General features: G+C 71.1%; 24 protein-coding genes. 14 read left to right on the forward strand and 10 right to left on the reverse strand.

The features are described 5' to 3' along the window. Positions 1-51: 51 nt before the first annotated feature. The gene (locus ACWENQ_RS03310; protein ID WP_449916723.1) at positions 52-783 is read left to right on the forward strand and encodes a 16S rRNA (uracil(1498)-N(3))-methyltransferase; all 732 of its coding nucleotides are present in this window, start codon (positions 52-54) and stop codon (positions 781-783) included. A 2-nt stretch (positions 784-785) separates the two neighbouring features. Here the strand turns inward: ACWENQ_RS03310 and ACWENQ_RS03315 are convergent, their stop codons facing one another. Further along, a complete protein-coding gene (locus ACWENQ_RS03315; protein WP_449916721.1) occupies positions 786-1,406 on the reverse strand; it encodes a hypothetical protein in 621 nt (206 codons plus the stop codon). After that, a complete protein-coding gene (locus tag ACWENQ_RS03320) occupies positions 1,403-1,882 on the reverse strand; it encodes a SigE family RNA polymerase sigma factor (protein WP_183660508.1) in 480 nt (159 codons plus the stop codon). Before ACWENQ_RS03320 ends, ACWENQ_RS03315 begins: the two co-directional genes overlap by 4 nt. Positions 1,883-2,182: 300 nt before the next feature. Between ACWENQ_RS03320 and ACWENQ_RS03325 the strand changes: the two genes are divergently transcribed. The 8 genes from ACWENQ_RS03325 (at position 2,183) to era (ending at position 8,262) form a co-directional block, all read left to right on the forward strand. Continuing rightward, a complete protein-coding gene (locus ACWENQ_RS03325; RefSeq protein WP_452412760.1) occupies positions 2,183-2,527 on the forward strand; it encodes a histidine triad nucleotide-binding protein in 345 nt (114 codons plus the stop codon). A gap of 90 nt (positions 2,528-2,617) precedes the next feature. After that, positions 2,618-3,652 carry a PhoH family protein gene (locus tag ACWENQ_RS03330; protein WP_354906587.1) on the forward strand — a complete coding sequence of 345 codons (1,035 nt, stop codon included), beginning with the start codon at positions 2,618-2,620 and terminating at the stop codon, positions 3,650-3,652. Next, complete coding sequence (ybeY, locus tag ACWENQ_RS03335) at positions 3,649-4,125, forward strand: rRNA maturation RNase YbeY (protein ID WP_354906586.1); 477 nt, start codon at positions 3,649-3,651, stop codon at positions 4,123-4,125. Before ACWENQ_RS03330 ends, ybeY begins: the two co-directional genes overlap by 4 nt. After that, positions 4,122-5,414, forward strand: coding sequence for a hemolysin family protein (locus tag ACWENQ_RS03340; protein WP_449916715.1), 1,293 nt, complete (start codon positions 4,122-4,124; stop codon positions 5,412-5,414). The genes ybeY and ACWENQ_RS03340 overlap by 4 nt, the downstream gene beginning before the upstream one ends. A gap of 463 nt (positions 5,415-5,877) precedes the next feature. Beyond that, positions 5,878-6,531 carry a hypothetical protein gene (locus ACWENQ_RS03345; RefSeq protein ID WP_449916712.1) on the forward strand — a complete coding sequence of 218 codons (654 nt, stop codon included), beginning with the start codon at positions 5,878-5,880 and terminating at the stop codon, positions 6,529-6,531. Positions 6,532-6,540: 9 nt separating this feature from the next. Continuing rightward, complete coding sequence (locus tag ACWENQ_RS03350; RefSeq protein ID WP_354906583.1) at positions 6,541-6,861, forward strand: cytidine deaminase; 321 nt, start codon at positions 6,541-6,543, stop codon at positions 6,859-6,861. A 1-nt stretch (position 6,862) separates the two neighbouring features. Then, positions 6,863-7,345: an NUDIX domain-containing protein gene (locus ACWENQ_RS03355; protein WP_449916706.1), complete on the forward strand. Its 483-nt coding sequence runs from the start codon at positions 6,863-6,865 to the stop codon at positions 7,343-7,345. Positions 7,346-7,359: 14 nt separating this feature from the next. Beyond that, positions 7,360-8,262: a GTPase Era gene (gene era / locus ACWENQ_RS03360; protein WP_354906581.1), complete on the forward strand. Its 903-nt coding sequence runs from the start codon at positions 7,360-7,362 to the stop codon at positions 8,260-8,262. Positions 8,263-8,796: 534 nt separating this feature from the next. Here era and ACWENQ_RS03365 read toward each other — a convergent pair. Further along, the gene (locus tag ACWENQ_RS03365) at positions 8,797-9,255 is read right to left on the reverse strand and encodes a hypothetical protein (RefSeq protein WP_354906580.1); all 459 of its coding nucleotides are present in this window, start codon (positions 9,253-9,255) and stop codon (positions 8,797-8,799) included. A gap of 356 nt (positions 9,256-9,611) precedes the next feature. Here ACWENQ_RS03365 and ACWENQ_RS03370 point away from each other — a divergent pair, with 356 nt between their 5' ends. Next, positions 9,612-10,964, forward strand: coding sequence for an erythromycin esterase family protein (locus ACWENQ_RS03370; protein ID WP_452412761.1), 1,353 nt, complete (start codon positions 9,612-9,614; stop codon positions 10,962-10,964). A gap of 267 nt (positions 10,965-11,231) precedes the next feature. Here ACWENQ_RS03370 and ACWENQ_RS03375 read toward each other — a convergent pair whose 3' ends face one another. Further along, positions 11,232-12,455: an MFS transporter gene (locus tag ACWENQ_RS03375; RefSeq protein ID WP_449916700.1), complete on the reverse strand. Its 1,224-nt coding sequence runs from the start codon at positions 12,453-12,455 to the stop codon at positions 11,232-11,234. Between the two features lie 100 nt (positions 12,456-12,555). Between ACWENQ_RS03375 and ACWENQ_RS03380 the strand changes: the two genes are divergently transcribed. Beyond that, complete coding sequence (locus tag ACWENQ_RS03380) at positions 12,556-13,035, forward strand: MarR family winged helix-turn-helix transcriptional regulator (RefSeq protein WP_449916697.1); 480 nt, start codon at positions 12,556-12,558, stop codon at positions 13,033-13,035. Between the two features lie 248 nt (positions 13,036-13,283). Here the strand turns inward: ACWENQ_RS03380 and ACWENQ_RS03385 are convergent, their stop codons facing one another. Beyond that, entirely contained in the window at positions 13,284-14,813 is a 1,530-nt protein-coding gene (locus ACWENQ_RS03385; RefSeq protein WP_452412762.1) for an endonuclease/exonuclease/phosphatase family protein, read from the reverse strand. A 185-nt stretch (positions 14,814-14,998) separates the two neighbouring features. Between ACWENQ_RS03385 and ACWENQ_RS03390 the strand changes: the two genes are divergently transcribed. Beyond that, positions 14,999-15,922 carry a TAXI family TRAP transporter solute-binding subunit gene (locus ACWENQ_RS03390; RefSeq protein ID WP_452412763.1) on the forward strand — a complete coding sequence of 308 codons (924 nt, stop codon included), beginning with the start codon at positions 14,999-15,001 and terminating at the stop codon, positions 15,920-15,922. On the opposite strand, the gene ACWENQ_RS03395 is transcribed toward ACWENQ_RS03390, so the two are convergent. The 5 genes from ACWENQ_RS03395 to ACWENQ_RS03415 all read right to left on the reverse strand — a co-directional run bounded on the left by ACWENQ_RS03395 (position 15,901) and on the right by ACWENQ_RS03415 (position 20,733). Continuing rightward, entirely contained in the window at positions 15,901-17,244 is a 1,344-nt protein-coding gene (locus ACWENQ_RS03395; protein WP_452412764.1) for a sensor histidine kinase, read from the reverse strand. The two genes, ACWENQ_RS03390 and ACWENQ_RS03395, sit on opposite strands and share 22 nt — an antisense overlap. After that, positions 17,241-17,903, reverse strand: coding sequence for a response regulator transcription factor (locus ACWENQ_RS03400; RefSeq protein ID WP_354906573.1), 663 nt, complete (start codon positions 17,901-17,903; stop codon positions 17,241-17,243). The genes ACWENQ_RS03395 and ACWENQ_RS03400 overlap by 4 nt, the downstream gene beginning before the upstream one ends. A gap of 76 nt (positions 17,904-17,979) precedes the next feature. Continuing rightward, complete coding sequence (locus ACWENQ_RS03405) at positions 17,980-19,293, reverse strand: MFS transporter (protein ID WP_449916685.1); 1,314 nt, start codon at positions 19,291-19,293, stop codon at positions 17,980-17,982. Positions 19,294-19,436: 143 nt separating this feature from the next. Further along, positions 19,437-20,423, reverse strand: coding sequence for a GNAT family N-acetyltransferase (locus tag ACWENQ_RS03410; protein ID WP_449916682.1), 987 nt, complete (start codon positions 20,421-20,423; stop codon positions 19,437-19,439). A gap of 64 nt (positions 20,424-20,487) precedes the next feature. Further along, entirely contained in the window at positions 20,488-20,733 is a 246-nt protein-coding gene (locus ACWENQ_RS03415) for a DUF2630 family protein (RefSeq protein WP_354906570.1), read from the reverse strand. A gap of 38 nt (positions 20,734-20,771) precedes the next feature. Between ACWENQ_RS03415 and ddaH the strand changes: the two genes are divergently transcribed. Further along, positions 20,772-21,530, forward strand: coding sequence for a dimethylargininase (gene ddaH, locus ACWENQ_RS03420; protein WP_449916679.1), 759 nt, complete (start codon positions 20,772-20,774; stop codon positions 21,528-21,530). A gap of 153 nt (positions 21,531-21,683) precedes the next feature. After that, a complete protein-coding gene (gene leuA, locus ACWENQ_RS03425; protein ID WP_449916676.1) occupies positions 21,684-23,390 on the forward strand; it encodes a 2-isopropylmalate synthase in 1,707 nt (568 codons plus the stop codon). The last annotated feature ends 6 nt before the right edge of the window (positions 23,391-23,396 follow it).

Here is a 23,396-nt window from a genome sequence, read left to right on the forward strand (position 1 = left end):
AGCGGGACTCCGGCCGGCCGCCGTAACGTCGCCCGCCCAGGGGAGGCTCCTGTGACCGTGCCCGTGTTCCTCGCCGACGCGGCCGATCTCGGCCGCGCGCAGTTCGTTCTCGGCGGCCCCGAAGGGCGGCACGCGGCAGCCGTGCGGCGTATCCGGGCGGGCGAGCGGATCGACCTGACCGACGGGGCGGGCGCGGTCGCCGAGTGTGTGGCCGTCGAGGTGCTCAAGGACGGCCTGCGGGTGGAGGTCCTGCGCCGTTTCGAGGTTCCCGCGCCGTCGCCGCGGCTGGTCGTGGTGCAGGGGCTGCCGAAGGGCGACAGGGGCGAGTTGGCGGTGGAGATGATGACCGAGGCGGGCGTCGACGTGATAGTCCCCTGGTCGGCGGCGCGCAGCGTCACGCAGTGGAAGGGCGAGCGGGCGGCCAAGTCGCTGGCGAAGTGGCAGGCGACGGCCAGGGAGGCGGGCAAGCAGGCCCGCAGGTTCCACGCCGCCCAGGTGACGCCGCAGCACTCGACGGCCCAGGTGGCCGAGCTGCTGGCCGGGGCCGCGCTGGCGCTGGTGCTGCACGAGGAGGCGGAGGAGGGGCTGGCGAGCGTCGAACTGCCGGTGGCCGGCGACATCGTGCTCGTGGTGGGGCCCGAGGGCGGGATCTCAGAGGACGAGCTCGACAGGTTCACGGCGGCGAAGGCCGTGCCGGTGCTGCTCGGGCCGACGGTGCTGCGCACCTCCACGGCGGGGGTCGCGGCGGCCGCCGTCGTGCAGGCGCGTACGGGGCGCTGGTGATGCTAGGGGCTGGACAGCGGGGTGGCGATCTCGCTCGGTGAGGGCGCGGGGTCCTCGGGCGAGCACTGCTCGGCGCTGCAGTCGGGGTTGTCGGGGTTCTGGGTCGTCTCTGACGGCGTGGCCGACGGGGTCGGCGTCGGGGTGGCGTCGAGACACTCCTCCGCACGCGGCTGCGCGCTTTCCTTGGCGCACGGCGTCGGGGTGGGGGTCGGCGTCGGGGTCTTCTTGACCGGGGCGTGCGTCTCGGAGGTCTCGGTGGCCGGTGAGTGGGTCACGGGAGGCGGCGGGACGGCGGGCTGGGTGCGCCGCGTCGGCGGCAGCTTGGCCGGCGGGCGGGTGGTCGAGGAGTTGTCGGGGGGCAGCTCGGTGCCGTTGTCGACGGGGACCGCGGGGACGATCACCATGTTGCGGAGGTCGGGGACGACCATCACGATCGTCCCCGCCACGAGAACCGCGCCCGCCGCCGCGGCGCCCGCCCGCCACCAGAACAGTCCCCGCAGCCCGCGCCTTTCGATGCGGGCGCGGATGATCTCCAAGCCCTCGGGAGACGGCACGACCGCGTCCGCCTCCGCGCGCAGCACCCGGCGCAGGATCTCGCCGTGCTCGTCGGGTGGCAGGGTCATGACATCTTCTCCAGAACGGAACGCAGGGCCGCCATGCCGCGAGCCGTGTGGCTCTTGACGGCGCCCTTGCTGATGCCCATGGCATGGGCGATCTCGGCCTCGGACAGGTCACCGTAATAACGAAGAACGAGCGCCTCTCTCTGTCGCGCGGGCAGGGCCCGCAGTGCCTCGATGACGGCCGAGCGTTCAAGCTCGCCGATCGCGCCGTTCTCGGCGCTCGGGGCGTCGGGCAGGCCTTTGGGAGCGTACTTTTCGACGACCGCGCGGTGACGCAGCACGGAACGGGACCGGTTGACGACAGACTGACGTAGGTAGGCGAGTGCTTTGTCGGGGTCGCGAAGTCTGCGCCAGGCGCCATGGATGGCGACGAACGCGTCCTGCACGACTTCCTCCGCGGTTGCTATGTCGCGTACCAGCAACACAGCGAGACGCACCAATGACCGAAAGTGGGCGCTGTAGAGCGCGGTCACGGCCATGTCGGCATCCCACCCGACCGGCACCGCCCCTAACGACCTGTCGGCCAGAAGGGTTTCGGTGGTCACATCAGTGGGACGCTCAGCCTTCCCGGGGGGTTTACGCTCTTGCGGTTCCTTAGGGGGCATGACCCAGTCGTGTCCTCGCCAGGTGGCCTCGCCCGACCCTGAATCGTCTTAGTTTTCGGTGGATTGTCGCACACACACCCTAACCGCGGGGATCTTTGTACGCACGGTATGACGGATTACCGATTGGCAACAGCGGGTCCCCTCCTTTCTCTCGAGTGACGATAGGGTTCCACCGTGACCGACTGTCTCTTCTGCAAGATCGTGGCGAAGGAGATTCCTGCCGAGATCGTTTACGAGACCGACAGGACGCTGGCCTTTCGCGACATCAATCCGCAGGCGCCCATGCATGTGCTGGTGGTCCCCAAGGTTCACCACGCCGACGCCGCCGCGCTGGCCCAGGCCGACGACGGCCTGGCCGACGACGTGCTCAAGAGCGCGCACGCCGTGGCGACGCAGGAGGGTGTGGCCGAGGGCGGCTATCGCGTGGTCTTCAACACCGGACCGGGCGCGGGCCAGACCGTTTTCCACGTGCACGCGCACGTTCTGGGCGGGCGCGCGCTGTCCTGGCCGCCCGGCTGATATTGACGCGAGCCGGGTGGGGGTGCCCGGCTACCATGAAGTGAGAACACCCTACCGAGACCGGGAGGCATCAGGCCGACAGGCCTGCCCATGTCTGAGCTAAACGAATCCCGTAGAACAGCACCACCCTCGCGCACTCAGGCAAAGGTGCTGATTCCGGACGAATATCCGATGGTCACCCTCCTTGGCTCCCGCGACGAGTTGCTGCGCGTCATCGAGGGCGCGTTCCGCGCCGACATCCACGTGCGCGGCAACGAGATCACCGTCACCGGCAGCCCCGACGAGAGCGGCGCCGTCGTGCGCCTGTTCGAGGAGCTGGTCGAGGTGCTGCGCAGCGGCGGCGAGCTGACCGCCGACGCCGTCGAGCGCAGCATCGCCATGCTGAAGATGACCTCCGAGCGCCCCGCCGAGGTGTTGTCCCTCGACATCCTCTCCTCGCGCGGGCGCACCATCCGGCCCAAGACCGTCAACCAGAAGCGCTACGTCGACGCGATCGACAAGCACACGGTCGTGTTCGGCATCGGCCCCGCCGGCACCGGCAAGACCTATCTCGCCATGGCGAAGGCCGTACGCGCGCTCCAGGAGAAGAAGGTCAACCGGATCATCCTGACCAGGCCCGCCGTCGAGGCGGGGGAGCGGCTCGGCTTCCTGCCCGGCACGCTCTACGAGAAGATCGACCCCTACCTGCGCCCGCTCTACGACGCGCTGCACGACATGGTCGACCCCGAGTCCATCCCCAAGCTGATGGCCGCGGGCACGATCGAGGTCGCGCCGCTGGCGTACATGCGCGGTCGCACGCTCAACGACGCCTTCATCATCCTCGACGAGGCGCAGAACTCCTCGGCCGAGCAGATGAAGATGTTCCTCACGCGACTGGGCTTCAACTCCAAGATCGTCGTGACCGGTGACGTCACCCAGGTCGACCTGCCCACCGGCACGGTCAGCGGTCTGCGCGTGGTGCAGGAGATCCTCGACGGCATCCCCGACATCCACTTCGCGCGGCTGAGCAGCTCCGACGTGGTGCGCCACAAGCTGGTCAGCGACATCGTCGACGCCTACGGGCGCTACGACGCGCTCCAGGAGCCGAAGCAGATCCACCAGCAGCGACGAGGGAAGCGACCGTGAGCATCGAGGTCAACAACGAGTCCGGCGTCGAGGTCGACGAGCAGGGTTTCGCCGCCCTCGCCGGGCACGTGCTGCAGGAGATGGGCGTCAACCCCCTCGCCGAGCTGTCGATCCTCGTGGTCGACGAGGGCGTCATGGCCGAGCTGCACGAGAAGTGGATGGGCGAGCCCGGCCCCACCGACGTGCTGTCCTTCCCGATGGACGAGCTGCGCCCCGGCGGCGGGGCGCGGGGCGACGCCGACAACGGCCCCGATCCCGCGCTCCTCGGCGACGTGGTGCTGTGCCCGCACGTGGCGGCCAAGCAGGCCACCACCGCCGGCCACAGCACGGCCGACGAGCTCGACCTGCTGCTCACCCACGGCATCCTTCACCTGCTCGGCTACGACCACGCCGAACCGGAGGAGCACAAGGAGATGTTCGGCCTGCAGGCCCAGCTCCTGGAGTCGTGGCGGGAGGTGCGCACCCAGCGGTGAACGCGTGGCTGCTGTCGGCCGTCGGTCTCGTGGTGATCGGAGGTCTGATCGCCAGTGCCGAAACGGCCTTGTCCCGCATTTCCCGGGTGCGCGCCGAGGAGTTCGTGCGTGAGGGGCGGAGAGGAGCCGAGCGGCTGCAGGCCATCGTCGCCGACCCGCCCCGCTACCTCAACCTCCTGCTGCTGCTCCGGCTGAGCTGCGAGCTGGTCGCCACGGTGATCGCCACGTTGCTGTTCATCGATCTGCTCGGCGACCAGGGGTGGGCCTATGCCGCCGCGGCCGCCGTCATGATCGTGGTCAGCTACGTCATCGTCGGCGTCTCCCCGCGCACCCTCGGCCGCCAGCACGCCGAACCGATCGCGCTGGCCGCCGCCCCCCTCGTCTACGGCCTGACCAGGATCTTCGGGCCACTGCCCAAGCTGCTGATCCTGCTGGGCAACGCGCTGACCCCCGGCAAGGGCTTCCGCGACGGGCCGTTCACCTCGGAGGCCGAGCTGCGCGACCTGGTCGACCTGGCCGAGGAGCGCAGGGTGATCGAACCGGACGAGCGCGAGATGATCCACTCGGTGTTCGAGCTCGGCGACACCCTGGTGCGCGAGGTCATGGTGCCCCGTACCGACATGGTCTTCATCGAGCGCGGCAAGACGCTCAACCAGGCGCTCTCGCTCGCGCTGCGCAGCGGCTTCTCCCGGGTGCCGGTGGTCGGCGAGAACGAGGACGACGTCATCGGCATCGCCTACCTCAAGGACATCGCGCGGCGGGTGCAGGAGTCGTCCGGCGACGCGGGCGCGAAGGTCGAGTCGATCATGCGTCCGGCCACGTACGTGCCCGAGAGCAAGCCGATCGACCAGCTCCTGCGCGAGATGCAGGCGCGCCAGATCCACCTGGCCATCGTCATCGACGAGTACGGCGGCACCGCCGGGCTCGTCACCATCGAGGACATCCTCGAGGAGATCGTCGGCGAGATCACCGACGAGTACGACCAGGAGGCGCCCCGCGTCGAGGCGCAGCCCGACGGGGGCCTGCGGGTGACCGCGCGGATGCCGGTCGACGAGCTGGCCGAGCTGTTCCACGCCGAGATCGACGTCGACGACGTCGAGACGGTGGGCGGGCTGCTGGCGCACGCGCTGGGACGGGTGCCGATCGCGGGGTCGCAGGCGGTGGTGGCCGGGCTGCGGCTGACCGCCGAGAGCCTGGCGGGGCGGCGCAACCGGATCAGCACGGTGGTCGTCCGGCGGGTGGCGCCGCCCGAGGACGAGGCCGTCGTCGCGGCCGCCGAACACGACTGACACACCGCGTGGACCCGGCGCTTGACACACAGCGCGGACCAGGCGCTCGACCGACACACTGCGCGGACCCCGGCGCAAGGCCGCGCTGAGCGTCGAGTCCGTACAAGACATCAGAGGGTTCGCCAAGGCCGCAAGTGTTCTACAAGCATCTTGCAAGGCCCTCCGAGCACGATGTTTCTCGACACCCTGTGCGGTGGGTGTCGGAGGGAGTCACCGAGGCGCCGGAAGGGGTTCGCGGCGCGGAGGGGGCTCCGGGGGGAACGCGACGCCCGGCTTGCTAGCCGCGGCCAGGCGTTGCACTTCGTCAAGGGTGCTCTCGCCCGGGTTGAACCGGGCGAGAGCACCCTTACAGGTTTTCCAGGGTCTTTTCAACACAGGTAATGAAGTTGGCGACTCCGGTGGATTGCCGTTTTCGTCGACGGGGGAGATATGCCGTCGGCGTGAGCGATCATCGGGGGAGATCATGGCGCTGATCATGAGGGCGGCACTCGCCGCCATGGCCTGCGGGCTGCTGGTCACCAGTCTGGCCGGGTGCGCCGAACGGCGTCCCTACGCCGAGTCGGCAGCCACAGAGGAGAGCGCCCGGCTGCGGGGCATCCTGCGCGGCCAGCCCGTCCTGCCCGACGGGTTCTCCCCCAAGGCGGGCGCGGCGTGGCGCTCGCCGTTCCACAAGACGGGCGCCCAGTGCGCGGCCGCGTTCCAGACCGCGGCGGGACGCCCGCCCGCGCGGGCGCTGGAGGCGCACGCGGCGGCCAGCTACCAGGGCGACGTGCTCGGCGAACTGGCCGCGGTCGGGGTGGCCGTCTACGGCGGCGCCCAGGCCGCGTGGCACCTGGACGAGCTCGGCCGGACCCTCGACCGCTGCCCCCGGATGGAGGTGACCGAGCCGGGACGGGCCACCCGGCTGCGGCTGTCCCCGCTCACCCTTCCGCCGCTGGGCGACGAGGCGGTCGGCAGGCAGCTGCGCGGACGGCTGAACGGCTACCCCTACGCCCTCGATGTGGTGTTCGTCCGCCTGGGCGACAGGCTGCTGTCGCTCGTCCACACCGGCCTGGGCACCGTTGACCTTCAGCGGACCGAACAGCTCGCCAAGACGTTCGCCGAGCTGGCTCGCTAACCTTGGCTCGTGACTCTCGATGCCGAAGACTCCAAGATCATCACGCTGGCCCGCGCGACCAGGGCGCGCAACGCGGCGCGGGAGGGCGCGGCGGTGCGCGACGAGACAGGCCGCACCTACGCCGCGACCAACGTCGCCCTCGCCTCGCTGACGCTGTCGGCCGTGCAGGTGGCCGTGGCCATGGCGGTCTCCGGCGGCGCCCGGTCGCTCGAGGCGGCGGCACTGGTCACGGAGGCCGAGAGCGCGAGCGAGAACGACGAGGCGGTGGTCCGCGAGCTGGGCGCCAAGGCGCTGTTCGTGGCGGGCCCCGACGGCACGCTCAGGGCCTGACATGGCCATGTCGCCGTTCCTCGCCGACCTGCGCAAGCAGGTCGGCAACAGCCTGCTGATGCTGCCCGCGGCCACCGGCTGCGTCTTCGACGACGAAGGACGGCTGCTGGTGGCCCGCCACACCGGCGAGCAGGGCAGCTGGGCGCCGCCGGGCGGCGGCATCGACCCCGACGAGCGTCCCGAGCACACCGTGGTGCGCGAGCTGCGCGAGGAACTCGCCGTCGACATCGAGGTGCGGGGGCTGATCGGGGTGTTCGGCGGGCCCGAGTTCCGCACCACCTACCCCAACGGCCACCAGGTCGCCTACGTCAACGCCGTCTACGGCTGCGCGATCGTCGGCGGCACGATCACGCCCGACGGCGACGAGATCACCGACGCCCGCTTCGCCGCCGAGAGCGAGCTCACGAGCCTGCCGATGCCCGCCTGGGCGCCGCGGGTCCTGCCCCAGGCTTTCGCCTGGTGGCGAGAGCGCTGGTCGGCATAGGCGAGAATTCATAGGTGACCAGTAACCATCGCGCCGGGTTCGCCTGCTTCGTCGGCCGCCCCAACGTCGGCAAGTCCACGCTGATGAACGCGCTGGTCGGCACCAAAGTGGCGATCACCTCCTCCAAGCCGCAGACGACCAGGCGCGTCATCAGGGGCATCGTGCACCGCCCCGACGCCCAGCTGATCATCGTCGACACGCCGGGCCTGCACCGCCCGCGCACGCTGCTCGGCGAGCGGCTCGACAGCCTGGTGCTGTCCACCCTGACCGAGGTCGACGTCATCGGCTTCTGCGTGCCCGCCAACGAGCCGATCGGCAAGGGCGACCGCTTCATCGCCGAGAAGCTCGGCGCGGTCAAGCGCACACCCGTCGTCGCCGTGGTCACCAAGTGCGACCTGGCGTCCAGGGAGCAGATCGCCGAACAACTGCTGGCCGTGTCCCAGCTGGCCGAGTTCGCGCACGTCGTGCCGGTGTCGGCCAACCGCGGCGACAACCTCGACGCGCTGGCCGACGTGCTCATCTCCGAGCTGCCCGAGTCGCCGCCGCTGTATGAGGGCGGGCAGCTCACCGACGAGCCCGAGCAGGTGCTGGTGGGCGAGCTGATCAGGGAGGCGGCGCTCGAAGGGGTGCGCGACGAGCTGCCCCACTCGATCGCGGTCGTGGTCGACGAGATGCTGCCCCGAGAGGGGCGCGACGACCTGCTCGACATCTACGCGCACATGTTCGTCGAACGTCCGTCGCAGAAGGCGATCGTCATCGGGCACAAGGGCGAGCGGCTGCGCGAGGTCGGCACCAAGGCCCGCAAGCAGATCGAGGCGCTGCTCGGCACCCGCGTCTACCTCGACCTGCGCATCAGCGTCGCCAAGGACTGGCAGCGCGACCCGAAACAACTGCGCCGCCTGGGCTTCTACGACTGATCCCCGCGCCTCCACCCGAACCGTCCCGGGATCGACGTCTCGTGCGGGCAGATCGTTCCGCTGCCGTCCGTGGGCCGTGCGGTTGGGAGCGTCCGCGGGGCGTCTTGTCCAGACCGTCGGTGGTCGTCCCGTTCGAGTGGGTGCTTCGGGGTCGTCCGTTTGTGGCGTTCGGGGCCGTTCGTTTACGGCAAGCCGGCTCCAGCGCCTCCGTTCGCGCGGGGTGCCGTCTGTCACGGGCGCTCACCGGGCAGGACTCCGGTTCCCGCCGTCACGGCGCCCCGTCGGGCTCCTGGGTGGCAAACCCCGGCGTGCCGTTTCCCTGCTGGGTGGACGTTGCGCGGCCGCGCCGAAGTCCTGCTGGAGTACGCGTGATGGACGGGCGGTCAGCGGTGACCACGGGGGGCTTGACCCGGCTTGCCGTACGGGATGGGGGTCGGGTCGGTCAGCGTGAGTGACGGCGCGGATCGGGTTGGTCAGCGCGGGCGAGGCGGGGGGACGGGTCGGTCAGCGTGGGTGAGGGCGGGGAGCGGTCGGTCAGCGCTGGCGAGGGCGGGGGAGGGCGAGGAGGGCGAGCGCGGTGACGGCGAGCGCGGCGGCCAGCGCGGCGTACCAGCCCGGCCGCAGGCCCGGCTCGATCGACAGCACCCCGAGATCCACCGACACCCGGTCGCCGATGCCGCGCGGGTCGGCCACGTACACCACCAGCAGCACGGCCGCGGCCGTCCCCGGCAGCGCGGCGAGCGCCGTCAGCAGGCGGCCGCGCAGCAGGCCCGCCAGCCCGAACGCGGCGGCGGCCAGGCCCGCGACCAGCGTGTAGACGCCGAACGGGTCGTCGACGCCGCGCATCTCCTGGCTGATGCCGGCCCCCAGCACGTCCAGTCTGGCGTCGATGCCGGCCCACGGGAGCAGCGCTGACAGGGCGAGGAGCAGCCCCGCGAGGACGACGGCGGCGGCGACGCCGCGCTTGCTGGGGCGTGCGAGAGTGTCGGCCACGCCCTCACGATACGCCGCGACGCCCGCGAGGCCGATGCTGTCAACGCCATGGCCGCCCATGACCCCGCGACTCCTGCCCTGCCCGCGCCCGCCGTCCCGAGGGCGACGTCCTACCGATCGTTCCGGGGGTGCGGTTGGGCCGGTCGCGCGGTGAGGTCAGCACAGCCGCCGGGCCGGCTCGTGGCGGCCTCCGGGTAGTGCCGGCCCCACCCTGACGCGCCTGCTCGCCGTACCCCGAAGATGCTGGTCAGCGTCATGGGGGGCGCGATCGCGCGGCCATACTCTCGTCGGCGTATCGATTTCACCGTGAGGCCTGATCCGTCTCACGTGGCAGGACGCAAGGTAAGGGGTAAGGCATGGCCAGGGACCGAAGGCGCATCGGCCGGTGGGGGCTGCGGGCGACGGCGGTGATCGCGATGGGAGCGGTTCTCGCCCCCGTGGCGGCCCAGGCGGCCTCGGCCGGCACGACCGGCGGGCAACAGGACCCGGTCCGCGCGCTGGAGCGGGCGGCGCACCCGCTGCGTTCGACCGAGCCGGGGAGCAAGACGGCCGACCTGCGAGCGCTGGGAGCGATGATCGGCGACGCCAAGGTGGTCGGCCTCGGCGAGGCGACCCACGGTTCGCACGAGTTCTTCGCCATGAAGGAGCGGGTCTTCCGCTATCTCGTCGAGGAGAAGGGCTTCACCACCTTCGCCCTGGAACTGGGCTGGTCCTCGGGACTTCAGATCGACGACTACCTCCAGACCGGCAAGGGCGACGCACGCGAGATCGCGACAGCGGCGCTGGCCAACTCGCCGTGGGACAGGGAGGAGTTCGTGAGCCTCATCGAGTGGATGCGGGACCACAACCGCCGCCACCCCGGCCGCACGGTCCACTTCATCGGCAACGACATCGGCGCCCCCACGCTGAGCGACGACTTCTTCGAGCGCGTGACCGGCTACGTGCGGCGGACCCACCCGGAGTCGCTGCCGCACGTCACGGACCTCTACGCCGGTCTGCGCCCGATCGACGACGTGTTCGCCTACCTGGGCAAGCCGCTCGCGGAACGGCAGCGGCTCGCCGCCAAGGCACGGCAGGCCCTGAACCTGGTCAGCAATCTGAAGGGCACGGACGAGGACGAGTTCGAGCTCACGGTCCAGAACGCCCGGTCCATCTCCCAGACGGCCACGTTCCTCGCCTTCGACCTTACCGACAAGGCCTGGCTTCCCGTCGCGCAGCGCTACCGCGACCAGGTGATGGCCGACAACACCGCCTGGTGGCAGCGGCGCACCGGCGACAAGATGCTGCTGTCGGCGCAGAACGACCACGTCGGCTACGTGGCCGGCCAGCCCGCGCTGTATCCCAAGACGCAAGGGTCGTTCCTGCGGGACACGCTGGGCCGGAAGTACCTTCCCATCGGGTTCACCTTCGACCGGGGCTCCTTCCTGTCGAAGGACGCCGCTCTCGGCGGCGACTGGAAGAAGTTCACCGTGGGCGCGGCCGGGCCCGGCACGAACGAGTACACCCTCGACAAGGTCCGTCACCAGGACTACTACCTCGACATCCGTACCGCCCCGGCCGCGGCGCGCACCTGGCTGGAGGTCGTCCGGCCCACGCGCAACATCGGCACGCAGTACCCCTACCCGCTCGCCGACCTCGCGCTCGCCCGCTCCTTCGACGTCCTGATCCACCTCCACGACGTACGGGAGGCCGACCAACGGAAGCCGTGACGGCCCGGGAGGTATGACGGCCCCGGGCCGTGACGGCCCGGGGCGTGTGACGACGGTCCGGGGCGCGTGGCGGTCCGGGAGGTGTGACAGTTCCGGGCCCGTGACGGCCTGGGGCCGAGTGACGGTCCGGGATGTGACGACGGTCCGGGGGCCGAGTGCCGGTTCGGGACGTGTGAGGGCCCAGGGTCGGCGGCGATGCCGGGCCCTGGGCCGTCACGGGGTGGCAGGTCCGTGCGGACGGTGTCACCTTCACCAGGTGAATCCTGGTCAGACCCGCTCCGCCGCGGCGACCTCGGCGGTGGCGCGGGCCGGGCGCCTGGCCTGCCTGCGGTCCAGCAGTCCCGAGACAAGGGCCAGCACGAGCGCCGAGCCGGCCATCAGCGCGCCCACCCAGTTCGGGGCGGTGATGCCGAAGCCGCCGGAGATGACCAGACCGCCCAGCCACGCGGCCAGCGCGTTGCCCAGGTTGAAGGCGCCGACGTTGACGGCGGAGGCGAGCGTCGGCGCGCCCGAGGCCAGGTCGAGCACCCGCTTCTGCAGCGGCGGCACGGTGGCGAAGCCGAGCAGGCCGATCAGGACGACGGCGACCGCCGAGGCGAGCTGGGAGTAGGCGGCGACGGTGAACAGCGCGAGCACGACCGCGACGGCGGCGAGCGAGCCGTACAGGAGCGGCATCAGCGCGCGGTCGGCCAGGCGTCCGCCGATCAGGTTGCCGATCACCATGCCGATGCCGAGCAGCACCAGCATCCAGGTGACTCCGGACTCGGCGAAGCCCGCGGCCTCGGTCATCATCGGCGCGATGTAGGTGATCGCGGCGAAGACGCCGCCGAAGCCGAGGACGGTCATCGCCATGGCCAGCAGTACCTGCACGTCGCCGAAGGCGGCCAGCTCGCGGCGGAGCAGTCCCTTCCCGCCGTGTATGCGCTTGTTGGCGGCGGTGGGCGCCTCGTCGGCGGGCACGAGCGTGGCGACGCCGATCACCGCGAGCACGCCGAGGGCGGCCACGGCGGCGAACGTGAGGCGCCAGCTGGTCTGCTGGCCGAGCCAGGTGCCGAGCGGGACGCCGACGACGTTGGCGAGGGTGAGCCCGGTGAACATCAGCGCGATCGCGCTGGCCCGCTTCTGCGGGGCGACGAGGTTGGCGGCCACCACCGACCCGATGCCGAAGAAGGCGCCGTGTGCCAGGGAGGTGACGATCCGGCCGGCGAGCATGAGGCCGAAGGCGGGCGCGACCGCCGAGAGCAGGTTGCCCACCACGAAGATGACCATGAGGGCGGTGAGCATGGTCTTCCTGGGGACGCGGGTGCCCAGGATCGTCATGATCGGCGCGCCGATGAGGACTCCCATGGCGTATCCCGAAGCCAGGTATCCGGCCGTGGGGATGGAGACGCCGTACTCCGCGGCGACCTGGGGCAGCAACCCCATGATGACGAACTCGGTCGTCCCGATCCCGAAGGCGCCGATGGCCAGGGCCAGGAGTGCGATGGGCATGACAGATCCCTCGACTAGAAGAATGGAACGCGTCCACAATAATTGCATGCGCGGGATATATGCAAGCGCCGACTATTGCACGAGGAGGTAACCTGAAGTCATGCCGAACCTTCGGGCACACAGCTGGTGCACGCTGTCCGCGCTGCACAACAGGATCGACGCGCACATCGAGCGCGCTCTGCAGACCGCGCACGACCTCAGCGTGCGGGAGTACTCCGCGCTGGTGCTGCTCAGCGCGCAGCACCCGGGCGAGGGCGGGCACCTGATGATGAACCAGCTCGCCGACGCGATCGGGCTCAGCCAGAGCGCCACGACGAGACTCGTCACCAGGCTCGAGGACCGCGGGCTGCTGTCGCGCTACCTGTGCGCGACAGACCGGCGGGGCATCTACACCGACGTCACCCCCGCAGGGCTGGACCTGCTGGCCAAGGCGCAGCCGACCAACGACGCGGCGCTGGCCGAGGCGCTGGCCGAGGCCGACCGGCAACCGGAGCTGGCTCCCCTGGTGGCGGCGTTGCGCGCGCTCGACTCCACCCGGCCCCAGGTTCCCGCGCCCGCCGAGGCGCGCCCGGGGGCCTGACGCGACACGGGATGGCGGGGCGCCCCTCCCCGCCGGGGTTCAACCTCACCCGCCGTCGGGGCGGCCGTGCTGTCCCGGCGTGCCGTCCATGACGTCGTGGCGGGCCGGCACCTGCCGGCCCGCCTGCCGCGCGCGACCCGGCGGCATGGATGAGCAGGCGTTCCTGCTCGTGTGGGGTAAGCCGCGGGGTCGGGCCGTAGAGGCGCGGGCTCCCGATCGTCGCGCGACCGTGCCGGACCCGGTTCGGGCTACTCGACCCCGAACACCGTCAGCACCGCCGCGTGGTCAGAGGTCCAGAGGTTGTCGCGGTGACCGGGAATCGGCGCCGGGTCGCCCTCGACGACCGCGGCCGAGCTCTGGACCCGCAGGTCGCCCTTGTAGTGGATGAAGTCGATGCGGTCCTTCGGCTCCGGCTCGCCCTTGTGGGAGTCGTGCCCGTAGCCGCCGGTGAAGGTGGTGTAGATCGGCGACCAGGTGATGCCCGGCTCGGCGACGGGGTCGGGGTTGGCGACGCGGAAGGAGTCCTTCAGCCCGGCCCGCTCGGGAACGACGGAGGTGGGCCACGCCACCGCGTCGTAGCCGCACTTGTTCGCCTCGGGCGTCCAGTCGAGGTGGGAGGGGGCGTTGAAGTCGCCCATGAGCAGCACGGGGGTGCGCTCCGAGGCGGCCAGGTCGCCCTCCATCGCCTTGATGACGCCCTCGATCTGCCTGGTACGGCCGGACTCCGCCTCCCTGGCCATCAGCCGCTCGACCGGGTACTTGCCGAAGCAGGCGTCGTAGGGCCCGTAGGGGGTGTAGCCGAGGTGGACGTTCCACAGCGCCATCTCGGTGCCACGCCGGTCGTCGACCTTGATCTTCACATTGGCGGCGGGCAGCCCTGACTGCTGGGGCAGCGGCCCGCGCGAGGTGATCGGGTAGCGGCTGACGAAGCCGACGTCGGGACCGGCCTGGTAGTGGTCCCAGCCGAGCGCCTCGCCCAGGTCCTTGGCGGAGGTGCCCGAGCTCTCCTGCACGCCCACCACGTCGATGTCGTGGTCGAGCAGGAACTTCAGCTGCTTCTCCCGGCCGCCGCGCACCTGGCTGCCGCCGTGCCAGAGGTTCCAGCTGAGCGCCTTCAGCTCGGGCACGAGAGGCGCGCCGGGCGGCCTGACGTCCACGCTGACCTGGGCGGTGGCGCTCTCGCCTCCGTCGTTGACGGCCTCGACGGTGGCGGTGACGGTCTTGGCCGAGGCGGCGGCGGGTGGGGTGCCGGTGATGGTGCCGTCCTGGGCGACGTCGAGCCACTCGGGCCCGCTGACCTTGCGGAAGCCGGTGACCTGGCCCCTGACCAGGCCGCGCACGGTCGCGGTGTAGGGGCTCTTGGCGCGGGCGTTGCGCAGCGGGATCGTCCCGGTGACGAAGCGCAGAGCCTCGTTGCTCACGATCTTCAGTTTGGCGGGGGCGGCCAGCCACTGGTAGCCGTCCTTGGCCAGCGCGTAGGCGACGTAGTCGCCGGGTTCGAGGCCGTCGGTGTCGAGGCTGGCGGTGCCGCTGCCCTGCGGGATGTAGACCCACTTCAGCGAGGCGCCGACGTACTTCTGGTCGACGGGGCCGTTGCCGGGGTCGCTGTAGAGGCCGATCCAGTTCTTGGGGTCGGGTGCGGGGGTGGAGTAGCGGAGCTGGACGGGGTCGCCGGCCTTCACCGAGGCGGAGACGGGGGTGAGGGTGCCGTCGGGGGCGGCGGCGGTGAGGGTGGCGGCGGCGAGGAGGGCGGCCGCGATGGAGAGAGTCCTGCGCATGGAGGAAGCATCCATGACGCGAGTAAAGCCCAGATGTACACAGATTGACCAGTCGTCGTTTCTACTAGCTGGACAAGTGCGCACAGCTTGTCTGAACAAGCCGCCCTAAGGGGATCTCCCTGCACCATGGGAACGCAAAGGGCGTCCGGAGCCCGCCGGCCTCATGACCGGATACCTTGGGGGGCATGTCCGTCACCCGCCGTGCCTTCCTCGCCGTCGCGGCGGGACTGGCGGTCGGCTGGCAGGCGGGCTGTTCGGCGGACCGCGACGAGGTGGCCGGCCTGCGCTTCGCCACCGGCCCCGCCGGGGGACCGTACGAGGCGCTGGGGGACAGGTTCGCCGCCGAGCTGGGGCGGCGCGGCTTCGACGTCACCGTGCTGAAGACGGCCGCCAGCATCGAGAATCTCACCATGCTCGCCGACGGCAGGGCCGACCTCGGCCTGTCGCTGGCCGACAGCGCCGACGAGGCGGTGCGGGTGCGCCACGCTCCCGTCTTCGCGCTGGCCAGGATGTACATGAACTACGTCCATCTGGTGGTCCGCGCGGACTCACCCATCGCCAGGATCCAGGACCTGGCGGGCCGCGCGGTCTCGACCGGCGCGGAGGGCTCGGGCACCGCGTTCACCGCCGAGCGCGTGCTGGCGAAGGCCGCGCTCAAGGAACGCGCCCGCACCTCCAGGCTCGGCCTGGACGAGTCGCTCAGGGCGCTGGCCGTCGGCGCCGTCGACGCCTTCTTCTGGTCGGGCGGCGTGCCCACCCCGGCCCTGGCCGCCGGCGACCTCCCGGTCCGGCTGCTGCCCCTCGACTGGCTGGTCGGGCCGCTGCGCAGGCAGTACGGCCCGCTCTACGAGAGCGCGATCGTCCCGGCGGGCGAGTACGGCCAGCCGGCCCCGGTGCCCACCATCGGCACCCCCAGCTACCTGGTGTGCAGGGCCGGGCTCGGCGCCGACGTCGCCTTCGCCGTCACCGAGACCCTCTTCGCCAGCCGCGACCGGCTCGAAGCCCCCGACGCGCCCGGCGGGCGGCTCGACAGGCGCTACGCGATCGGCACCGGCGCCGTGCCGCTGCACGAGGGCGCGGCCCGCTACTACAGGTCCGTGTACGGCTGAGCCGGCCGCAGCTCCACCACCAGCCCCCGCGGCCGGTTGGCCTCCAGCGCCAGCGTCGCCCCGCACGCCCTCGCCAGCTCGGCCGCGATGGCCAGCCCCAGCCCGCTGCCGGGCACGTTGGCGTGCGTGCCCGCCCGCCAGAACCTGCCGAGGGCCTGCACTCGTTCCTCCTCAGGAAGGCCGGGGCCGTCGTCGGCGATCCGCAGCACGCCGCCGGCCAGGGTGACGGTGACGGTGCCGCCGGGCGGGACGAACTTCTGTGCGTTGTCCAGCGCGATGTCGGCCACCCGTGCGGCCGCCTCGGGCACCGTCGCGTCAGGCTCGAGGTCGACCTCGAGGGTGAGGTCCTTCGCGGTGTAGACCTCGCGCCAGCCCGCCAGCCGGGGGGCGAGCGGGGTGAGCGAGTCGAGCTGCTGGGCCACCGCGCCCGCTTCGACCCTGGCCAGCGCCAGCAGGTCCTCCACCAGGCCCGCCAGCCGGTCGACCTCGGCCAGCGCCTCCTCGAACTCCGACGTGCCCTCGGACTTCAGGTGCGGCTCCAGGTTCTCCAGGCGCAGCGACAGCACGGTGAGCGGGGTGCGCAGCTCGTGGGAGGCGTCGGCCACGAACGCCCGCTGCCGGTCGAGCGTCGTGGAGACCGCGTCGGCCATCGCGTTGAACCGTTCCTCCAGCCGCCGCAGCTCGGTCGGCCCCACACCTGGATGGGCGCGCGCGTCGAGGTGGCCCTCGGCGATCGCCTGCGTGGTGCGGTCGAGCTCGGTGACCGGCCGTAGGATCCACCTGGCCAGCCCTCTGGCGGCCAGCACCGAGTAGCCGAGCGCCACCAGCGCCCCCAGCGCGAGGCCCGCCCATACCAGGGAGACGTCCGCCCGCGCCTGTGTCGTGGGCGCCTGCAGCAGCACCACGCCCGACAGCTGCGCGTCGCGGCCGGCGGGTTCGGCGATGAGCACGTGGCCCGGCCCGAACGGGCTGATCGTCGGCAGGTCCTCGGTCGTCTGCCCGGACAGCGCCAGGCGGATCGCGGCGCCCGTGTCGGCGCGCATGTCGCCGGCATGGACGAGGGTCGTGCCGTCCCGGCCCTTGACCACGACGGCGGCGCCGTACAGGTCGGCGTAGCGGATGACCTCGGCCGTCAGCGCCGTCCTGTCGTTCTCGCGCGCGGCCTGGTCGGCCAGCTCGGCGAAGCGGGTGGCGTCGGCGCGGCGGTCGAGCAGCAGCCGGTTGGTGCGGTGCGAGGCGTAGGCCATCCCCAGGGGTACGGCCAGCGCCGCGATCATCAGCACGATGAGCGTGGTGAAGGTGACGACCAGCCGGTGTCTCACTGCCCTCCCAGCCGGTAGCCCGTGCCGCGCAGCGTCTCGACCAGGCCGGGACGGCCGGTCTTCGACCGCAGGCCCGCGACGTGGACGTCGAGCGAGCGGGAGGCCGACAGGAGCGGGTCGCCCCACACCTCGTCGAGGATCTCCTCGCGGCTGCGCACCACGCCGGGCTCCCTGGCCAGCAGCGCGAGGACGTCGAACTCCCGCCTGGTCAGCGTGACCGGCTCGCCGGCGACGCTCACCTGGCGGGTCTCCAGGTCGATCCGCACGTCGCCGGCCATGACCACGTGGTCCCTGGCCGGCATGGGGCGGGTGCCGCGGCGCACGACGGCTTCCATGCGGGCCATGAGCTCGGCCGTACGGAACGGCTTGACCAGGTAGTCGTCGGCACCGGAGCGCAGACCGCGCAGGATCTCACGCTCCTCGGTGCGGGCGGTGACCACGATGACGGGCACCGCGGACACCCGGCGGACGCGGCGCAGCGCCTCCAGCCCGTCCATGTCGGGCAGGCCGAGGTCGAGCAGGACGAAGTCGACGCCCCCCGCCAGGCGGAGGGCGTCGACCGCCAGCCCCGCGCGCACGATCTGGTGACCGTGTCGCGACAGGGCCGTGGTCAGGGCGGCCGCGAGCCGGTCGTCGTCTTCGACCAGGAGAACTCGCATGTGAGGAGCGTAGTGACAACAAACGCGTGATGGGGACCACGGGTTCGCGGCGGCCTGCCGCACGCGTCCGCGCGTCCTACACGCGGGCCAGCTGCGGCTCGGCCTTCTCGCTGGAGGACAGGGCCGCGTCGCGGGTCTCGCGCATCGTGAAGTAGACGATCAGCGAGACGGCGGCGCAGGCCGAGACGTACCAGTAGAAGCCGGACTCGATGCCCGAGTCCTTGAACCACAGCGCCACGTACTCGGCCGTGCCGCCGAACAGCGCGTTGGCGATCGCGTACGGCAGCGCCACGCCGAGCGCCCGCACGTTCGTCGGGAACAGTTCCGCCTTCACCACCGCGTTGATCGAGGTGTAGCCGGTGATGATGATCAGACCGGTCAGCGAGAGGACCAGCGCGCCCCCGAAGCCGCTGACACCCGACAGGGCGGTCATGAGCGGGACGGTGCCCAGCATCGAGCCGAAACCGAAGGTGATCAGCAGCGGGCGGCGGCCGATCCGGTCCGACAGCGCGCCGGCCAGCGGCTGCAGGCACATGAAGATGAACAGCGCGCAGAAGCTGACCAGCGTCGCCGTCGTCTTCTCCAGGCCCGCGGTGTTGGACAGGTACTTGGTCAGGTAGGTCGTGTAGGTGTAGTACGCGACCGTGCCGCCCATGGTGAGGGCGATGACCAGCAGGAACTCGCGCTTGTGGGCGAAGAGCTGACGCAGCGTGCCGCGCTCGCGCTCGACCCCCTTCTCCTGCTCGTCGTAGACCTCGGTCTCCATGAGGTTGCGGCGCAGGTAGAACACCACGGCGGCGGCCAGCGCGCCGATGATGAACGGGATGCGCCAGCCCCACGACTTCAGCGCCTCCTCGGTCATCGTGTTCTGCAGGATGATCTGCAGGCCGAGGCCCACGATCTGGCCCGCGGTCATCGAGACGTACTGGAAGCTCGAGGCGAAGCCGCGCTTGCCGGGCGGCGTGGCCTCGGTGAGGTAGGTGGCGCTGGCGGCGTACTCACCGCCGACCGAGATGCCCTGCAGGAGGCGAGCCACCAGCAGGACGGCCGCGCCGAAGTACCCGGCCGCGGCGTAGGTGGGTGCGATGGCGATCAGCAGGGCGCTGGCCGACATCAGCGTGACGGTCAGGGTGAGGGCTGCCTTGCGGCCCTTTCTGTCGGCGTAGCGGCCGAGCAGCCATCCGCCGATCGGCCGCATGAAGAAGCCGACGGCGAAGATGCCGGCGGTGTTGAGCAGCTGGGCGGTGGCGTCGCCCTTCGGGAAGAACGAGCTCGCGAAGTAGACGGCGAAACTGCTGTAGACGAACCAGTCGTACCACTCGACCAGGTTTCCAACCGATCCGCCGAGCACCGCCTTCCATGGGGTGCGCGCGGCTGCGTGTGTCGTCAAGGGGGACCTCCTGCGAGAGTCGTTGCAGGTCGTAGGCTCTCCACAGAGGGTTGTTCCGTCCAGGGGGATGACGGTTTATCTAACCTCCGCTTAACACAACGGAAATCACCCGAAGGTAGGATGAATTATTCGGCCTGGCGCCGTCAGACCTCCCGCTGCCACTCGGTCCACTCGTCGACCAGCTCGAATCCCATCGCCTCGTTGATCGCGAGCATGTGCGCGTTGGAGGTGGCGTTCCACGTGATGATGCGGTCGACGTCCGGCTCCATCTCGCGGAACCACAGCAGGTTGGCCAGTTTCAGCACCAGCCCGAGGCGGTGCCCCCGGTGCTCGCCCAGCACCACGGTGTCGGCCTGGCGGCCCCAGCCGTCCGGCTCGGCGCGGTCGACGTAGATGCGGGTGTAGCCGGCCACGGCCCCGTCGGCGGCCCTTCTGGCGATCATGGAGTAGGTCTGCTGCATGAACTCGGCGTTCGTCGCCTCGATCGCCTCGATGCGCCCGGCGTCCCACCGCATGCCCTCGACGTCGTCGCCGTGGGGCGCGTCGTTCATGCCCTCCATCAGCAACGCCAGGTCCGCGTGCAGCTCGGGCGCGGCCGTGCCCGCCCAGCGCTCGAGACGGTAGCCGGCGGCGTACGGCTCGGCGTCGGCCAGCATGCGTTCGACGCGGGCCCAGTCGGCCGCGCGCAGGTCGAGCGCCCTGCGCGCCTCCCCGAGTGACGGGGTGAAGCCGGTCGCGCGGGCGAAGCCGTCGGCCGGGCCCTTCGCCGGGGCCTCGGTCAGCAGCATGCGGCGGCCCGCCGTACGGGCCCGGCCGGCGGCGTGGGCGACCAGGGCGGTGCCGAGGCCGCGGCGACGGCGCTCGGGGACCACCACGAGGCTGCGCACCACGCCCAGGTGGGTGTTGTCGGTCATCGGCAGGCCCAGGCCGTAGCCGGCCACGACCCTGCCGTCCTCGACCACCGCCCACGCCTCCATCACGTCGCCGGGGAAGCCGCGTGACACCATGGCGGTGTAGCCGGGCAGCGACATGCGCGGTCCCGGATGGTCGGCGTCGGCGGCGAGGAACGCCGCGTGCAGCCCGGTCAGCAGGTCGCCGGGCGGGTCGAGGTCGATGCGCCGGATGTCCATGAGGCCAGGCAACCCCACCAGCGCGGCGGACCGCCAGCGAATTACCGGCCGGGAGCGGCGCAGGTCACTGCTGGTAGTTCTCCACCTCGTCGGCCGGGCGGGGGGCGGCGTAGTCGGGGTCATCGCCCACGCCGCGGCGGGCCCTGCGCTGGCGCAGCAGATCCCAGCACTGGTCGAGCGCCGCCTCCAGCTCCTTGACGCGGGCGTTCTCCTCGTCGGTGGTGACCTCGCCGGAGGCGAGCCGGCCGCGCAGCTCGTGCTCCTCGGTCACGAGGGCGTTGATCCTGCTGAGAATCTCGTTGTCCTGCATGGATCAGACTCTAACCACCGCGTGGTAGAAATCATCCCATGTCGGGTATTGCGCTGGTCAGAACGCCTGGCCCCCATCTGGCCGAGGGCATCGTCACCAACATCGAGCGCGAGCCGGTCGACGCCGACCTCGCGGCGCGCCAGCACGAGCGCTACGTCGAGGCGCTCGGCGCCAACGGCTGGGAGATCCGCCACGTCGAGCGGGCCGACGACCTTCCCGACGGGGTCTTCGTCGAGGACGCGGTCGTGGTCAGCGCCGGCACCGCCGTGCTCACCAGGCCCGGAGCGCCCGAGCGGCGGCCGGAGGTGGAGACGGTGGCGGCGGCCGTCCAGGCGCTGGACCTGGAGATCAGGCGCATCGAGGGGCCCGGCACCCTGGACGGCGGCGACGTCCTGCAGGTCGGCTCGCGGATCTACGTCGGCAGGTCGGCCAGGACCAACGACGAGGGCATCGCCCAGCTCGCCGCGCACCTGCCCGAGCGGGAGGTCGTGCCCGTCGAGATGCGCGGCGTGCTGCACCTGAAGTCGGCCGTCACCGCGCTGCCCGACGGGACCCTCATCGGCGTTCCCGGGCACGTCGACCTGCCCGGGCTGCTCGTGCCCGAGGAGGAGGCCGGATCCCACCTGGTCCTGCTGGGCGGCGACCGCGTGCTGATGGCCGCCTCCGCGCCCGCCACCGCCGCGTCGCTCGAGAAGCGCGGGCTCGAGGTGGTCCAGGTGGACATCTCCGAGTTCGAGAAGCTCGAAGGCTGCGTGACCTGTCTGTCCGTGCTCGTGTCTCGCGATGCGAGACCTTGACACAAGCGTTCCTGAGCGTCTGGTAGCGTGCTTGACGTGTTGCGTGGACTGCTTCTTAGCCGCCGCGGCGGGGGCCTCTAGAAGGCCGGCTCCCTCGTCGCGGAGCGAGTCATGCGCGTCGGCCGTTTCCTTCCGACCGACGAGGATCATGACATGACCGCTCAGCAGCCCAGTTCCATGCCCTTCCAGCGATACCAGCCGTTCGAGCCCATCCGGCTGCCCGACCGCACCTGGCCCGACCGGGTCATCACCAAGGCGCCCCGCTGGTGCGCCGTCGACCTGCGCGACGGCAACCAGGCGCTGATCGACCCGATGGACTCCCACCGCAAGCTCAAGATGTTCGAGCTGCTGGTGCGGATGGGCTACAAGGAGATCGAGGTTGGCTTCCCGTCCGCCTCGCAGACCGACTTCGACTTCGTCCGGCAGATCATCGACGAGGGCCGCGTCCCCGACGACGTGGTGATCCAGGTGCTGACGCAGGCCAGGCCGGAGCTGATCGAGCGGACCTTCGAGGCCATCAGGGGCGCCAAGCAGGCCATCGTCCACCTGTACAACTCCACCTCCACGCTGCAGCGGCGGGTGGTGTTCGGCATGGACAGGGAGGGCATCACCGCGATCGCCGTCGAGGGCGCCAAGCTGGTGCGCAAGCTGGCCGAGGCCTCCGACGTGGACGTCCACTACCAGTACTCCCCGGAGTCGTTCACCGGCACCGAGCTGGAGTACGCGGTCGAGGTGTGCAACGCGGTCAACGACGTGTGGCAGCCCACCCCCGACCGCAAGGTGATCATCAACCTGCCGGCGACGGTCGAGATGGCGACCCCGAACGTCTACGCCGACCAGATCGAGTGGATGCACCGCAACCTGGCCTACCGCGACTCCGTCATCCTGTCGCTGCACCCGCACAACGACCGCGGCACCGCCGTGGCCGCCGCCGAGCTGGGCTACATGGCCGGAGCCGACCGCATCGAGGGCTGCCTGTTCGGCAACGGTGAGCGCACCGGCAACGTCTGCCTGGTCACCCTGGGCATGAACCTGTTCTCGCAGGGCGTCGACCCCGAGATCGACTTCAGTGACATCGACGAGATCCGCCGGGTCACCGAGTACTGCAACCAGCTGCCCGTGCACCCGCGCCACCCGTGGGGCGGCGAGCTGGTCTACACCGCCTTCTCCGGCTCCCACCAGGACGCCATCAAGAAGGGCTTCGAGCACCTGGCCGCCGACGCGGCCGCCGCAGGGGTGCCGGTCGACTCCTTCCGGTGGGCGGTGCCGTACCTGCCGATCGACCCCAAGGACATCGGCCGCAGCTACGAGGCGGTCATCAGGGTCAACAGCCAGTCCGGCAAGGGCGGGGTCGCCTACATCATGAAGGCCGACCACCAGCTCGACCTGCCGCGCCGGCTGCAGATCGAGTTCTCCAAGGTCGTGCAGGCCCGCACCGACGAGGAGGGCGGCGAGATCTCGCCGGCCCAGATGTTCGACATCTTCACCGACGAGTACCTGCCGAACCCGGCCAACCGCTGGGGCCGTCTCAGCCTGATGGCGCACCGCCACGAGTCCACCGTCGACGAGAAGGACCGCATCAGCGCCGACGTGCGCATCGACGGGGAGATCCGTGAGGTCGAGGGCACCGGCAACGGGCCCATCTCGGCGTTCATCGACGCGATCTCGGCGCTCGGGTTCGAGGTGCGCGTGCTCGACTACGTGGAGCACGCGATGAGCGCCGGCAGCGACGCCAAGGCCGCCTCGTACCTGGAGTGCGACGTCAACGGCCAGGTGCTGTGGGGAGCCGGCATCGACGGCAACACCACGACGGCCTCGCTCAAGGCGATCATCTCGGCGGTGAACCGGGCCTCCCGCTGACGTGAC

The organism is Nonomuraea sp. NPDC004354 (assembly GCF_053602555.1).

Excerpts from the sequence above, each read along its gene's own strand:
- ACWENQ_RS03380 (WP_449916697.1), top strand. The coding sequence starts at position 12,556 with ATGCCGAACCTTCGGGCACACAGCTGGTGCACGCTGTCCGCGCTGCAC.
- ACWENQ_RS03400 (WP_354906573.1), bottom strand. The coding sequence starts at position 17,903 with ATGCGAGTTCTCCTGGTCGAAGACGACGACCGGCTCGCGGCCGCCCTG.
- ACWENQ_RS03315 (WP_449916721.1), bottom strand. The coding sequence starts at position 1,406 with ATGACCCTGCCACCCGACGAGCACGGCGAGATCCTGCGCCGGGTGCTG.
- ddaH (WP_449916679.1), top strand. The coding sequence starts at position 20,772 with ATGTCGGGTATTGCGCTGGTCAGAACGCCTGGCCCCCATCTGGCCGAG.
- ACWENQ_RS03320 (WP_183660508.1), bottom strand. The coding sequence starts at position 1,882 with ATGGCCGTGACCGCGCTCTACAGCGCCCACTTTCGGTCATTGGTGCGT.
- ACWENQ_RS03355 (WP_449916706.1), top strand. The coding sequence starts at position 6,863 with ATGGCCATGTCGCCGTTCCTCGCCGACCTGCGCAAGCAGGTCGGCAAC.
- ACWENQ_RS03385 (WP_452412762.1), bottom strand. The coding sequence starts at position 14,813 with ATGCGCAGGACTCTCTCCATCGCGGCCGCCCTCCTCGCCGCCGCCACC.
- ACWENQ_RS03345 (WP_449916712.1), top strand. The coding sequence starts at position 5,878 with ATGGCGCTGATCATGAGGGCGGCACTCGCCGCCATGGCCTGCGGGCTG.
- leuA (WP_449916676.1), top strand. The coding sequence starts at position 21,684 with ATGACCGCTCAGCAGCCCAGTTCCATGCCCTTCCAGCGATACCAGCCG.
- ACWENQ_RS03410 (WP_449916682.1), bottom strand. The coding sequence starts at position 20,423 with ATGGACATCCGGCGCATCGACCTCGACCCGCCCGGCGACCTGCTGACC.
- ACWENQ_RS03415 (WP_354906570.1), bottom strand. The coding sequence starts at position 20,733 with ATGCAGGACAACGAGATTCTCAGCAGGATCAACGCCCTCGTGACCGAG.
- ACWENQ_RS03390 (WP_452412763.1), top strand. The coding sequence starts at position 14,999 with ATGTCCGTCACCCGCCGTGCCTTCCTCGCCGTCGCGGCGGGACTGGCG.
- ACWENQ_RS03375 (WP_449916700.1), bottom strand. The coding sequence starts at position 12,455 with ATGCCCATCGCACTCCTGGCCCTGGCCATCGGCGCCTTCGGGATCGGG.
- ACWENQ_RS03330 (WP_354906587.1), top strand. The coding sequence starts at position 2,618 with ATGTCTGAGCTAAACGAATCCCGTAGAACAGCACCACCCTCGCGCACT.
- ACWENQ_RS03370 (WP_452412761.1), top strand. The coding sequence starts at position 9,612 with ATGGCCAGGGACCGAAGGCGCATCGGCCGGTGGGGGCTGCGGGCGACG.